12 protein-coding genes are annotated in these 13890 nt (G+C 44.3%); 5 read left to right on the top strand and 7 right to left on the bottom strand.

All coding sequences use genetic code 11. The features are described from left to right. Positions 1 to 18 precede the first annotated feature (18 nt). From ampD to CXF61_RS04275, 3 genes are all read left to right on the top strand, one after another. On the top strand, positions 19 to 648 hold the full coding sequence (ampD, locus tag CXF61_RS04285) for a 1,6-anhydro-N-acetylmuramyl-L-alanine amidase AmpD (RefSeq protein ID WP_165597279.1): 630 nt from the start codon (positions 19 to 21) through the stop codon (positions 646 to 648). 112 nt (positions 649 to 760) lie between these two features. Beyond that, a complete protein-coding gene (gene murJ, locus CXF61_RS04280) occupies positions 761 to 2311 on the top strand; it encodes a murein biosynthesis integral membrane protein MurJ (RefSeq protein ID WP_165597278.1) in 1551 nt (516 codons plus the stop codon). A 129-nt stretch (positions 2312 to 2440) separates the two neighbouring features. After that, entirely contained in the window at positions 2441 to 3064 is a 624-nt protein-coding gene (locus tag CXF61_RS04275) for a hypothetical protein (RefSeq protein WP_165597277.1), read from the top strand. A gap of 11 nt (positions 3065 to 3075) precedes the next feature. Here CXF61_RS04275 and CXF61_RS04270 read toward each other — a convergent pair whose 3' ends face one another. After that, positions 3076 to 3696, bottom strand: coding sequence for a GNAT family N-acetyltransferase (locus CXF61_RS04270; protein WP_165597276.1), 621 nt, complete (start codon positions 3694 to 3696; stop codon positions 3076 to 3078). 215 nt (positions 3697 to 3911) lie between these two features. Between CXF61_RS04270 and ribF the strand changes: the two genes are divergently transcribed. Beyond that, positions 3912 to 4994, top strand: a complete 1083-nt coding sequence (gene ribF, locus CXF61_RS04265; protein WP_165597275.1) for a riboflavin biosynthesis protein RibF — start codon at positions 3912 to 3914, stop codon at positions 4992 to 4994. Between the two features lie 77 nt (positions 4995 to 5071). On the opposite strand, the gene CXF61_RS04260 is transcribed toward ribF, so the two are convergent. The 4 genes from CXF61_RS04260 to CXF61_RS04245 form a co-directional block, all read right to left on the bottom strand. Further along, positions 5072 to 5311, bottom strand: a complete 240-nt coding sequence (locus CXF61_RS04260; protein WP_165597274.1) for a DUF2789 domain-containing protein — start codon at positions 5309 to 5311, stop codon at positions 5072 to 5074. 295 nt (positions 5312 to 5606) lie between these two features. Next, a complete protein-coding gene (locus CXF61_RS04255) occupies positions 5607 to 6590 on the bottom strand; it encodes a malate dehydrogenase (RefSeq protein ID WP_101205831.1) in 984 nt (327 codons plus the stop codon). Positions 6591 to 6966: 376 nt separating this feature from the next. Beyond that, positions 6967 to 7647, bottom strand: coding sequence for a T2 family ribonuclease (locus tag CXF61_RS04250; RefSeq protein WP_227526594.1), 681 nt, complete (start codon positions 7645 to 7647; stop codon positions 6967 to 6969). A gap of 488 nt (positions 7648 to 8135) precedes the next feature. Next, positions 8136 to 10250 (bottom strand): lytic transglycosylase domain-containing protein, encoded by a 2115-nt coding sequence (locus CXF61_RS04245; protein ID WP_165597273.1) that lies wholly within the window; start codon positions 10248 to 10250, stop codon positions 8136 to 8138. A 347-nt stretch (positions 10251 to 10597) separates the two neighbouring features. Between CXF61_RS04245 and miaB the strand changes: the two genes are divergently transcribed. Then, positions 10598 to 12091: a tRNA (N6-isopentenyl adenosine(37)-C2)-methylthiotransferase MiaB gene (gene miaB, locus CXF61_RS04240; protein ID WP_165597272.1), complete on the top strand. Its 1494-nt coding sequence runs from the start codon at positions 10598 to 10600 to the stop codon at positions 12089 to 12091. A 101-nt stretch (positions 12092 to 12192) separates the two neighbouring features. Here miaB and CXF61_RS04235 read toward each other — a convergent pair whose 3' ends face one another. Together CXF61_RS04235 and CXF61_RS04230 are read right to left on the bottom strand one after the other, a co-directional pair. Then, positions 12193 to 12429, bottom strand: coding sequence for a hypothetical protein (locus CXF61_RS04235; protein ID WP_227526593.1), 237 nt, complete (start codon positions 12427 to 12429; stop codon positions 12193 to 12195). Positions 12430 to 12579: 150 nt separating this feature from the next. Next, complete coding sequence (locus CXF61_RS04230; protein WP_165597271.1) at positions 12580 to 13794, bottom strand: RtcB family protein; 1215 nt, start codon at positions 13792 to 13794, stop codon at positions 12580 to 12582. Positions 13795 to 13890: the final 96 nt, after the last annotated feature.

Below are 13890 nucleotides of genomic sequence, written 5' to 3'. Positions count from 1 at the left end.
GTATAAAAAGAGAGTATTATGCCCGTATTATCACCAAACTCATCATCTACGTCGCCAATGACCATCAAAGACGGTCTACTATCGGCAGCCATTTGGCTGGCCTCACCTAATTACAATGTAAGGCCAGAAGGTTTAAGTATTGACGCCATCGTCGTACACAATATCAGCCTACCACCGAATGAATTTGGTGCCTGCGACACTAATGGCACACATTATGTGAAAGCATTATTTACCAATCAATTGGACTGGGATGCCCATCCTTACTTTCAAACAATCAAAGGCGCGGAAGTATCAGCGCATTTATTTATCGAGCGTGATGGCGCTATCACTCAGTTTGTCAATTTCAACGAACGGGCGTGGCATGCTGGGCGGTCTAGCTACTTAGGTCGACCTGAATGTAATGATTATAGCATTGGCATCGAGCTTGAAGGGTCGGATTTTGTGTCCTTCACCTCTGCACAATATGAGAAGCTAGCCGACGTAATTTCCGCCATTTATAAAGCCTACCCCAACACACGTCGCCACTTGACAGGCCATAGCGATATCGCGCCTGGGCGTAAGACTGACCCTGGTGATTATTTTGAATGGGCAAGCTTGCGCCAGTTAGTCGCTGATGCAACGAAAAACGATGCACCGTCACTTAAGTGATTTCCACACTCAATCCATTTATCTCAATGGTGAAAGTGATATAATTCGTCAGTTTTTCATTCATATCACATCGGCACATAACTCAATATACAACTTGGCAAGATAGGTTCTCATGGCAAAAAGTCGGTTATTTCGTTCAACCATGGTGGTCAGTAGTATGACCATGTTATCGCGTATTTTAGGTTTGGTACGTGATGTTGTATTGCTAGGGGTTTTTGGTGCAGGTGGTTTGATGGATGCCTTTTTGGTCGCCTTCAAAATCCCAAACTTCTTACGACGATTGTTTGCAGAAGGCGCGTTTAGCCAAGCTTTCGTGCCAGTACTGTCCGAATACAAAGAAAAGTACAGCTTGCAACAAGTACAGATTTTAGTCAGTCGAACCTCGGGTGCATTATTGCTAGTATTATCGATGCTGACAGTGGTGGTTATCTTAATCGCACCCTGGGTGGTAACGTTGTTTGCCCCTGGGTTTGCCGATCAGCCTGATAAGTTTGCCATCACTGCTGAATTATTGCGTCTTACCTTTCCGTATTTGCTATTTATCTCTATGACAGCTTTTGCGAGTGGCATTTTGCAAAGCTACGGTCGTTTTGCCGCACCCGCTTTTGCACCTGTACTGTTGAATCTGTGTATGATTGGTGGCGCGCTGATTTTTGCGCCAATGTTTGATACACCCATCATGGCGCTTGGCTATGCCGTTGCTATCGCAGGTTTGCTACAGTTTTTGATTCAACTGCCGCAGCTCTGGCAACAAAAGCTGCTTGTCGCACCAAAGATTGATTTTCAGCACGAAGGTGTTCGTCGGATTTTAAAATTGATGTTACCTGCTATCTTTGGTGTTTCTGTTACTCAGATTAATTTACTATTAAACACCATCTTTGCCTCGTTAATGATTGGCGGTTCCGTCTCTTGGCTCTATGCAGCTGAACGTATGAGCGAGCTACCATTAGGTCTGATTGGTGTGGCAATTGGTACCGTCATATTACCAAGCCTATCAAAAAGCGAAGCTCAAAAGGACGATGTCAGTTTCAAAAAGACCATCGACTGGGCAGCACGTCTTATCATCTTGGTCGGGGTCCCCGCCTCAGCTGCCCTATTTGTACTGGCAGATGTATTGATGCAAGCGCTGTTCTTACGCGGTGAGTTTACCTTACGTGACGCCCAGATGAGCTCACTGGCCCTACGTAGTATGGCAGGTGGTATCTTAGGGTTTATGCTTATTAAGATTTTTGCCCCTGCATTTTTTGCGCGTCAAGACACCAGAACCCCTGTAAAAATCGGTATCATTTCTGTCATCGCCAATATGATCTTTAGTGTTATTTTTATCGGGATATTTTACTTCTTAGAGATACCGCTACATGGTGGTCTGGCATTGGCTACGACTGGCGCTGCTTTTGTAAACGCAGGCTTGCTATATTACTTCTTACATAAGCGTGATATTTTCCGTTTCGGTCCGCATTGGAAAAAGCTGTTTACGCAGTTTGCTATCTCGACTGGCTCTATGATTGGTGTGCTTTATTTTATGCTGCCTTACTTCCCTACCGATCAGGCTCAGTGGCAACGTATCGTCGCGCTGATTATTATGTGTGCCGTCGGAGCGCTGGTTTACGGTGTGGTATTGCTAGCGACTGGGTTCCGTCCGCGTCAGCTCAAGCACGGTTAGGACAAAGTATAAGCAAACTTATGGCAGGCTTACGAAACCAAAACAAGCCTGTTATGAGAAATGACAATGCGCGCTGCTAATAATTGTCATAATAGATCACTAATGAATACATGACATTTGAGGTTTGATATGACAACGAAACAGCCAATCTTCCAGCGCTTACCAATTTTGCTAGCAACTGGTGTACTAAGCACTGGATTGCTTATTAGCGGTTGTAGTAACAATGAGCCGGCTGAAACTGCTACCGATAATGAAGATGTGGCAGCGACTGTTGATACCTCAGAAGACGTCACATTAGACAATGATACGACTGACCAAGCAATAACCGATGACAGTGCTAGCGAAACAGGCGAAATTATAGATAGCGCTGAAGACAAGACAGCGATTGTTAGTGATAATATTAATCCAGTCACTGAAGCGGCCGAACAGAAAAGTCTAGTGACCAATCCGACTCAAGCCGGTACGCCAGAGGATACTGTCAAGCAAGCCCTAAACAGCTTATATTACGGTGACGTGAAGGATGCGGCGTCATATTACCAAGTCGATATGGCAAACTTTGAAAAAGAGCTTGCCAATACTCAGTCTGCATTTCAGCAAACGGTGGATGGCGTTACGATTACTGATACCAAATACAATGATGACAAAACTCGTGCCACCATCACTGGCGAGCTGATGTTAAAAGGACAGAGCGAACCTGCACCACTGACCTACCAGCTACAGAAGATAAAAGGTCAATGGAAGATTTTGGGTTAGAGCGTTTTAAGTTAAATTGTTTCAGACGCTTTATCTAAAATATCGTCTGACGTGACTGCTTTGCCAAGCATCACAACATCAGCGATAAACCCTTCCATATCGCAGACTTCGGGCATATAGCCCCATTGTTCAAAGCCAAGCTTACGGAATAATCCTAAGCTTGGATGGTTATGAGCAAAGACAAGGGCAATGATATTTCGAATACCTAGGCTTGGTGCTTGCGTCAACATCCAACGGGTCAGCACACTGCCTAAGCCTTTGCCCTGATAATCTTGATTTAGATAGATGCTAATCTCGGTACTGATGTGATAGGCCGTACGTGCGTACAAATCACTAAAGCTGCCCCATGCGACTATCGGTGCTTTTTTTTGATCTATATTATTTGATGATAGTGCTTTAACCACATATATCGGTCTGGTTGTGCTATCCAAATGTTCCTCAAACCAAGTAGCACGCTCCTCTAGCGTAACCAATGCAAGATTGGCTGTTGCTTGTTTGCCCGGTATGCTTTGATTATAAATGGCTAAGACTTCTGCTAAATCTTCTTTATTTGCACGCTGCACAACGAACTGATCGGTAAGCTGATATGTCGATAGGTCGGTTGGTATAGTATTTAAGGCAGCAGCAGACATAAGAGCTCCATCGTTGTCGGGATTGTTGTTAGGATTACTATTAGCATCATTGGCAATAGAGAATAGCTACCCTACGTGCCATACTTGCATTACACGTAGACTATAGGATGTTAGTGTAGCTATTTTACTTTATAATGGCTGGTTTTAGACACATCAATTTTAAGCATAGATGTGTTTTTTCGTTTTTTATTTGGTCTCATCATAGCTGAAAACTTATGAAAACCTATTTTCTTGAGCAACTGATTTCGTCGCCACACACTTCATCTACGGACACTGTCCCAGTAGAGTTGGCATCTTGCGTGCTCACTATCGGCAATTTCGACGGTGTGCACCTTGGTCACCAAGCCATGCTAGCCCAAGTTCGTGAGATTGCGCATACCCAAAATTTGGGTGCGGCGGTCATGATATTTGAGCCACAGCCACGCGAGTTTTTTGCACCTGCCAAAGCGCCTGCACGTTTGACCAATCTGGCAGAGAAGCAAGCACTGCTGGCAGAGTATGGCGTTGAAACATTGATCGTAGCAGGTTTTGATACAGAATTTCGCTCGCTATCAGCACAAGCGTTTGCCGACATATTAGCCAAGCGTTTGAACGTCAAAGCGTTGGTTCTAGGCGATGACTTTCGCTTCGGCCATGACCGTACTGGTGACAGTCAGTTTTTGCGTGGCTATGGTTTGGATGTGACCAACCTGCATACGGTCACTGATAGTAATACTAATAACGATAATACTGATAGCGACAATGTTGATACGATCGATAACGACGCTGCCCGTATCAGCTCTACTCGTGTTCGTGACTTACTATTGGCAGGTGACCTTCAGGCGGCCAACAGATTACTTGGTCGTGACTATGCAATCACAGGAGGGGTTGTGCGCGGCGACCAGATAGGTCGAACAATAGACTTCCCTACCGCAAATATCGATTTACAGCGTATAAAGCCTGCCCTGCATGGTATTTTTGCAGTTGACGTGGTGAGCTTAGATGATAATGGTAATGTGATCGCTAATGGCTTGACTACGCTTGCCTCCGATGGTCATACAGGTGTTGCCGGATTGCGTCCGCATAGTTTGTTTGGCACGGCTAATATTGGCAAAAGACCTTCTGTTGATAAAGGTGATGACTGGCGACTAGAAGTCCACTTTCCGCAGTTGCAAGCTGATTTGTACGGACTGAATTTACACGTACGTTTCCTACACTTTTTGCACGGTGAGCGTCGCTATGATGGAATAGAAGCATTAAAAGCGGGTATTCATCAAGACGTTGCAGATCTACTTGAGTGGCGCGAAAAGCAAATTTGATTTTTAGTGTTACTCCAGACATAAAAAACCCCGCGATATTCAGACTATTGCGGGGTTTTTTATCTCTTGATAAACTTTTATGCATCAGGATGTAAACGGACATTTAGCTCATCGATGGTTTCTACCCATGCGGCATCTTTTTGCCATTCTTCTTGCAGGAACATACGCTGATTATCCGTCCAAATGCTAGCCTCTGTCAGTTTCTCTTCGCTAGCTAGTTGGTTTGCTGCGATAAAATCATCAATTGCTTCATCAGAGCTGTCTAGACCTAACTGAGCAAATAACTCATTCATACTGTATTCTGGTTCACCCAACATAATTTTCTCCTTAAATGGTACGAATAAGATCGTACTTATTGTTTAATGTGCTTATTATTCAAATTGACATATTCATTGTAGCAAGCTTTATTTTAATAGCTGTTAATCAACGTTTATCTAACGTTATCAATTGTATTAACGGTAAATTGCTTTTATCCATTTAAGACAGTAAGCTAAATTGCTCTCATTTGCCTATTTCTTATAGACATAAAAAAAGCCCTCACATTTAAGAAGGCTTTTTTATACTACTTATCTTTACTACTTAAATCATAGCTTACTGGATAGCAGCTTAGATTTACGGTAATAAATGTGCTACTGCATCACGCTCTTCACTAAGCTCTTGCTCAGTGGCAGCCATTTTCTCTTTCGAGAAATCTGATGATACATCAACGCCGTCTACGATAGACCAGTCGCCGTTAGTGCATGTGCATGGGAATGAGTAGATCAAACCTTCAGCAATACCATATTCGCCGTTTGAGTAAACGCCCATAGATACCCAATCGTTCTCATCAGTACCTAGTGCCCACGTACGCATGTGTGCGATAGCAGCGTTGGCAGCAGAAGCCGCAGATGATGCACCGCGAGCTTTAATGATTGCAGCACCACGCTGTTGTACTTCTGGGATATAAGTTGCTTCGTACCATTCGCGATCAACTAAATCTAGAGCAGGCTTGCCGTTTACCGTACAAGCAGTTAGATCTGGATACTGAGTTGACGAATGGTTGCCCCAGATGATCATTTTTTTCACGTCATTTACAGTGCTGTCAGTCTTACCAGCTAACTGCGCCATAGCACGGTTGTGGTCTAGACGAGTCATTGCAGTGAAGTTGCGTGGATCAAGATCTGGCGCATTGCGCTGAGCGATAAGTGCGTTGGTGTTGGCAGGGTTACCGACTACCAATACTTTTACATCACGGCTAGCGACTTCGTTCAATGCTTTACCTTGTGCTGAGAAAATCGCAGCGTTGGCTTCTAGCAAATCTTTACGCTCCATACCTGGGCCACGAGGACGTGCACCAACCAGTAAAGCATAATCGATATCTTTGAATGCGACATTAGCATCGTCAGTTTGGACGATACCAGCCAACAATGGGAATGCACAGTCTTCTAGTTCCATGACCACACCCTTTAGGGCGTCAAGAGCTGGCGTAATTTCAAGTAATTGCAAAATAACTGGCTGATCTTTACCTAGCATCTCGCCAGATGCAATACGAAATAGCATCGCGTAGCTGATATTACCAGCGGCACCAGTGACGGCAACACGTAAAGGCTGTTTCATTGACATTGAATACTCCCTAATTAATTATTAGATAATTCTAATGAACGATTATCATTTTAGATATCGACTTGTTTGCTGCATAGCAGCATGTATAAACCGAGAGCTAGTGTAGCACTTCATCGCAGTGACCGTCTAGATACAGTCATAGACCCGTCAGGGATTATATTGTTACATTTTATACGAGAGGTTTCTTTTAGAAGCTAAGCGCTTACGAATAAAGCGCTAGAGGGTTTCAGTACATGATAACTAAAGCATATTTTCACTGTGTTATACGTAGATATAATGGTCAAAATGGGCAGTTTGTACTATTAGATTGAACTAAATGAAATGAGAAACGGTATCAAAAAAGAAGTTTAAGCAGGTGACTAAGTGAAAGTTATCGTCCACCTGAGATGATAAATTTACTGCCACAGCTGTCTACAACGTCATGACAAGTGCCAAAGTCACTACCTTCATAACACACATGTATATCAGTGAGTATCGATTGGCGACGGCTACCTTCTTGACAGATAAGGTCCACACTATTTGAAGACATACCACTATTGAGACGGGTCATTTGACTGACAAATCGTGATTTGGAAACGGTATAACTATTACCCGTATTTAACTCGTTCGGTAATTTTAATCCACCTGCATAGTTAGTAATCTGGCGGAAGTAACTGCTGGCGCTAAGCGGGCTACAGGCTCCATAGCGTTGCCACGTTTGGCTACGTACCGTTGTGTCAGGCATGATACGGTTGACAACTTTTAGTTGTAGCGGGGTAAGGCGTGGCTCACTACCACGACCGCAGCGCTCGCCATATCCCATATCCAGACCAGATACGGTCAATGAATACCCTTCTAAACACTGGCGCATACGTGCCCGCGTCGGCTGCATATTACATAATGCTGGAGTCATCTCAATCATCAATACGCGCTGACCAGTCTTAACCGTGCTAGCCGCCTGTGCTGGTAGCAGTATAACGCCTTGTATAAGCAGTAAAGCGCCGAAGCTCATCGTTGCTTTGATACTGCCTACGCTATGTTTGCTAGCCAAACCTGCACGCAATTGCACCATAGAATTAGCAGCCTTATTGCTCAGGTTTGTATCTGTCTTTGTATTTGCCTTCGATAAAGAGCATATCCGATTAGATAACGAATATTTGGTTTTTGGCGACGTAGACAGACTAAAATATTTTTTGATCATAGGACTGAAGGCAGTTAGTTAGCAATGATAAGACATAGGCTATAACTTAAATCATTAGACGCGATAAATAAAACACGCATTGACCTAAGAACAAGACTGAAAAATAGGGTTTCCCATTAAGGCAATGGTAACAAAACGTTTTTTTTAATCTATAGCAAAAACGTAAACGTTGACGACATCGTCAGGAATCTCGATAAATGTTGATAAAGCACTGAAGGATAAAAAATATGAAATTTATTTTCGCTAGATGAGTGCTGCTTGAGCAAATCAGAGTTGATCAATTGACAAAGCAAATCAGTAGATAAAAATAAACCACTAACAATAAATCATTAGTGGTTTATCAAATGCAAGTTCAGTGATTAAAAGCCAGCTGGCACCGTACCCATACGCTGAGTAATCGGCTGACCACGACCCAATAGACTGCTGTAGATAGTGGCGTTTTCCATCACGTGTTTGACATAATTACGTGTCTCAGGAAATGCAATCGACTCTACATATTGATCTGCAGCGAGCGAGCCGTAAACTGGCTGCCAGCGTTTGGCATTATTAGGTCCAGCATTATAGCCTGCGGTTGCCAATACTGGTTGATAATTGAGTTTGCCCAAGATATCACCCATATACCACGTACCATAGCGGATATTGGTATCACCGCTGTTGGCACGGCTCGCACTATACGTCTCGCCTAGGTTACGAGCGATATATTTTGCGGTATCAGGCATAACTTGCATCAGTCCACTCGCGCCTACGTTTGAGCGCGCAGAAGTCACAAAGCGACTTTCTTGACGCATAATACCGTATGCCCATGCTGGATCAATACCCGCTGACTCACTATAACGTACGACTGCACTTTGATGCGGCATCGGATGCGAGAGTGCTAAGCTATCCACTCTATCAGTATTATCAACTGCATAAATCGCTCGATCGAGCCAGTCCATATCATAGGCTTGACGAGCAGCGGCAATAATTAAATTGTCATCACGATTATCACGAGCTTGCTTCACCGCCCAGTTCCACTCGCGATTGGCATAAGCACGACTGGCCTCAGAGTTGTATAACGCAAACGCACGGGCAAAGTTGGCATCTTGCATGACGCGCGCGCGATCAGCGGTACTGACATTAGGCAAATTACTACCGCCTAAACGGCTAGCATCGAAACGCTGCCCTATTTTGTCTTTTGCCATCAGGCCATAGTAGTCATTACTTTTTGCTAAGTTCTGATACATTTTTTTAGACGTATTGCGCTTGCTACTATCGCTTGACTGCTCATACGCACGAGCTAGCCAATACTGCCACTGGGCTTCTTTTTGCGTTTCGCCATCCATTTTTGAGATAGCTTCTACCACATCATCCCAACGACCGAAGCGAATCGCCGCCATAGCATAATCTTCAGCTTCTTCAAAATTAAAGTCATTGTCCAAACTGTTGCGGAACCAATCCACTGCTTCAGCGTTAAAGCCATCATCAGTGTTGTGATTCATACGCTGTACGCCAAGCGTACGATAAGCATAGCGTCGGGTTTCGTCATTCAACAATTTGACCGCGCGCTGATTGTCTTGTTTGATATCAAAATCTAACTGTAGCGCCGCCTCGCGATAAGACTTGTCAGCCATACGTCCGATTGCATACATATATAGGTATTGATTGGTTTGGCTAGCAGGCTCACGACCAAAACGGCTAAAGAAAGAAGACGGATTTAGCTGAATTTCACTGAGCGCCGAATAAGCAATTGGCGTACCAAGGCGTGATGACAACGCCATAATATCACCTGTTTTGCCTTTACGTAGCATACGCTTGAGACGAGCCGCACGATCTTGATTACTAATCAGCGCGTTGTTGTTCATCTCCATCGCTAGCTGATCGCACAATGCTGGTTGCTTTTTGGTGGTCAGCCACACATCAGATTTGGCTGCCATAGCACGCATGGTATCACCGCCATTATTAAACCCAAGCGCAACCGCACAGCGCTCACTGGCATCGGCATTGGTAATCAAATTGGCTACCTGTCTAACCGAAGCGTAGTCATTCGATCCTGCTTTGGTCTCCGCAAAATCAGCCACTAATTTTTCAGCCATAACCGTATCTGGATACTGACGCACAAACTGCGAGACCGCCGCTGAACTCTGTGAATTAAGATCTAGATTCATGCGCCAATAAGTCGGATACATCGCAAACAAGCCGCCGCTCATGACCTGCTCATAGTTATAGAGCGCACTTACATCACCGCGATCTGCGGCGATAGCGGCTGCCATAAATGAGTCAATACTACTGTCTTGCTGATAATCTTGTTGATAGCTTTCCTCATCGCCCCACGTCAACTCGGCACAAGCGACTTGTGACACACCAAGTGCACTGACTGCTGTTGCCACGCTCAACGCGCTCAACCGTAGCGTACCTACTGTAATTCGCTTTGACGCGTGTTTTTGACTGATAGACTTTTCATCCTTGATGCTATGCGCAACACGCAACTTTGTCATACTGACTCTCTTTATGATATCTCTATAAACATGTGAATAACGGTTCGCTAAGTACCGCCAAGGGTATAGCAATCATCATACTATACTCATTGTGCTTTCAACTATCTCCTTTACCTTTTGTTAATAAATAGGACAGCACGGTGTAACATAGAAGTGATAACGAGCCGCAGTTTTTATGAATAGTAATATGAACGACAGTAAATAATTGATACTGCTATGAATTATTTATCATATTGATACCCCATCGCTCGTGCTAATTTTTCACATTGGCACAGGGTTGTGATAAAATACGCCACCTGTTAATCGGCTACTCCGCTATATTTTTGGTCAATCATGGACTTATCCTTATGAGTGTTACTGTATTCAATCCCCGCATCGATGACGATGCTGTTGCTGAGACGACTGTCACCGCACGTGCTGTCACTGCACTCAAAGAAGCAAGTTCAGCCCAAGCGCCTGTCGAAAAAGTAGCGACAAAAAAGGTCTTTGTCACGACCCAAGGCTGTCAGATGAATGTCTATGACTCTGGCAAAATGCTAGACGTGCTAGGCGATTCACATGGTATGGAAGTGACCCATGATATCGATGAGGCCGACGTACTACTGATGAACACCTGCTCTATCCGCGAAAAAGCACAAGAAAAAGTCTTTTCAGAATTGGGTCGCTGGCGCAAACTAAAGGAAAAACGCCCTGACCTCGTCATTGGCGTCGGTGGTTGTGTGGCCTCACAAGAAGGCGATAACATTCAAAAGCGTGCGCCTTATGTCGACATGGTATTTGGCCCACAAACCTTGCATCGCCTACCAGATCTATATGACCAATCAAATGAGCAACGTGAAATCGCGCCTAAAAACCGTATCGGTACGATTGATGTGTCATTCCCTAGCATTGAGAAGTTTGACTTTTTGCCAGAGCCAAGAGTAGAAGGCTACAAAGCATTTGTCTCTATTATGGAAGGTTGCTCAAAGTATTGCTCATTCTGCGTGGTGCCTTATACGCGTGGTGAAGAATTATCACGTCCACTAGATGATGTATTGGCTGAAATTGATAGCCTTGCCGCTCAAGGTATCCGTGAAATCAACCTATTGGGTCAAAACGTCAACGGCTATCGCGGCGAAAAAGACGATGGCAGCATTTGCCGTTTCGCTGAGCTATTGCACTATGTATCGCATGTCGATGGTGTCGAGCGTATTCGCTATACGACTAGCCATCCGCTAGAGTTCACTGATGACATCATTGATGCGTATGCACAGTTACCTGAGCTGGTATCACACTTACATCTACCGGTTCAAAGTGGCTCAAACGCTATCTTGGCAGCGATGAAACGCAACCATACGATCGACGTTTATATTAATCAGATTAATAAGCTAAAAGCCATTCGTCCAGATATTCACTTGTCGAGCGACTTTATCATTGGCTTCCCTGGTGAAACCGATCAAGACTTCCAAGATACCTTAAACTTGGCAAAAGAGTTGAACTTCGATCACTCTTACAGCTTTATCTACTCTAAACGTCCAGGCACGCCAGCCGCTGAGTTGCCAGATGATGTGAGCTTCACTACTAAAAAGGCTCGCTTAGCTGAATTCCAAAAAGTCATCATTGACTCAACACTTGCCAAAACTCATGAAATGGTTGGTACCACGACTCGCGTCTTGGTTGAACAAGTTGCCAATCGTCATCCTGACTGCTTAATCGGTACGGCAGATAACACTCGTACCGTCATGTTCCCTCATAATATCGAAAAAATGGATGAGCTGTTGGGTAAACTCGTGAGCGTGCGTATTACTGACTTCGTCAGCCCGCATATGGTCAAAGGTGAGCTAATCGAAATATTGGCATAGTGGTTAAGTTAACAATGGTTAAGTTATAAGTTTGAGTAAGAATAAAAAAGCCGTTCACTATAATAGCGAACGGCTTTTTTGTGCGTGAATATTAACCATCATTATTCTGATAACCAATCTGTCTTCCGTAGCTGCTGCTTGGTCTCACGGCGACGTTTTTTTCGGACGATATCGATATCCTCTTTTTCGTGAATACCACCTTTTCTTAATAATGGGTCTAATGCCAAATAATTACGCGGCTTGACTGTTCCTAGCGAGTTCTGTGCACTTGTTTCAGCTTGCTGTTCTAGCTGCCGTTCAATTTGTTTGGCCTTTTTTAAGGTTTGTTTTAAGCTCATATTTTTACCTATATTTTTAATAACTCTAAATCTGTTTTATATATTCGAATGACAGCATAGTGAGGTCACGACTAGGAAATCGAGCGCAAATCGTACACTTAGTACATTTAGCTCGATTGACACCGTCATGACTCACTATGTTTTTATTCGTTAGCCTTTAATACACATGACCTGCTTAAGCGTATGCACCACCTCAACCAAATCCGTTTGATTGGCCATCACTTCATCGATGTCTTTATAAGCGCCGGGTATTTCATCGATGACGCCTTTATCTTTGCGACATTCAACGCCATCCGTCTGCGCTTTTAGCTCACCGATGGTGAACGCGCGCATGGCTTTACCTCGACTCATCTGTCGTCCTGCCCCATGTGAACACGAGCAAAACGATTCTGCTGCGCCCAGACCACGTACGATAAAGGACTTTGCGCCCATAGAACCTGGGATAATCCCAAGCTCACCTGCATAGGCACTGATCGCACCTTTACGGGTCACATAGACTTGCTCACCAAAATGCACCTCTTCATTGACATAGTTATGATGACAATTGATTGCTTCTTTGGTCAGCTGAAATCGTGGTAATCCCGCTTGTGGCGACTGCAATGACTTAATGACGAGACGCATCATCTCACGGCGGTTCTCTAACGCGTAGTCCTGCGCCCAGCCCACTGCTTCGACATAATCAGCAAAGCTATCAGACCCTTCGGCAAAGTAAGACAAATCTCGATCTGGCACATGACCGAAGCGCGATTGACGCTCTTTTTTGGCAAGGTTAATAAAGTACTGGCCGATACAATTACCGATGCCACGACTGCCAGAATGCAGCATGACCCAGACATCATTGTTCTCATCCAAGCACAGCTCAATAAAGTGATTGCCACCGCCGAGTGTTCCCAACTGCTTCGCCCAAGTACGCTCAAAACCTTTAAGCATTTTAAGCAAACCCGGGTGTTTATCAGTAATCGGTTTTAGGCGTTTACCTAACGGATCAAGCGTGGAGTTTTTGGCTTGGATTTGTTTGTGCATATTGAAGCCGACTGGCACTTGCTGCTCAACGATCGATCGTAACGACCGTAAGCTATCAGGCAGATCGCTCGCCGTCAGGGACAAACGTACGGCGTTCATACCGCAGCCAATGTCTACCCCAACTGCAGCAGGAATGATGGCTGACTTGGTCGGTATCACGCTGCCGACTGTAGCGCCTTTGCCAACGTGCACATCGGGCATCACTGCAATGTGTGAATGCACAAACTCTAGCTGGGCTAAATTGCGTAGTTGCTGCATCGCACCTTGCTCAACGTCCGAGGTATAAATCTTGACTGGTACGCCGTGTTTTCGATTTTCGTTTAATACTAATTGAATGCTCATAATTTGTTATTTCCATTTTTTTATTTTATAGCCATGCATTTTTTATCATTACCAGTTTTTATAATTTTTAGATATTACTTATCTATCTCAATTAAA

The sequence above is a fragment of the Psychrobacter sp. 4Dc genome, from assembly GCF_002836715.1.
Classification (GTDB): Bacteria; Pseudomonadota; Gammaproteobacteria; order Pseudomonadales; family Moraxellaceae; genus Psychrobacter.
The sequence above is the reverse complement of the archived record's forward strand: the minus strand, read 5'-3'. Positions and strand labels throughout refer to the sequence as shown.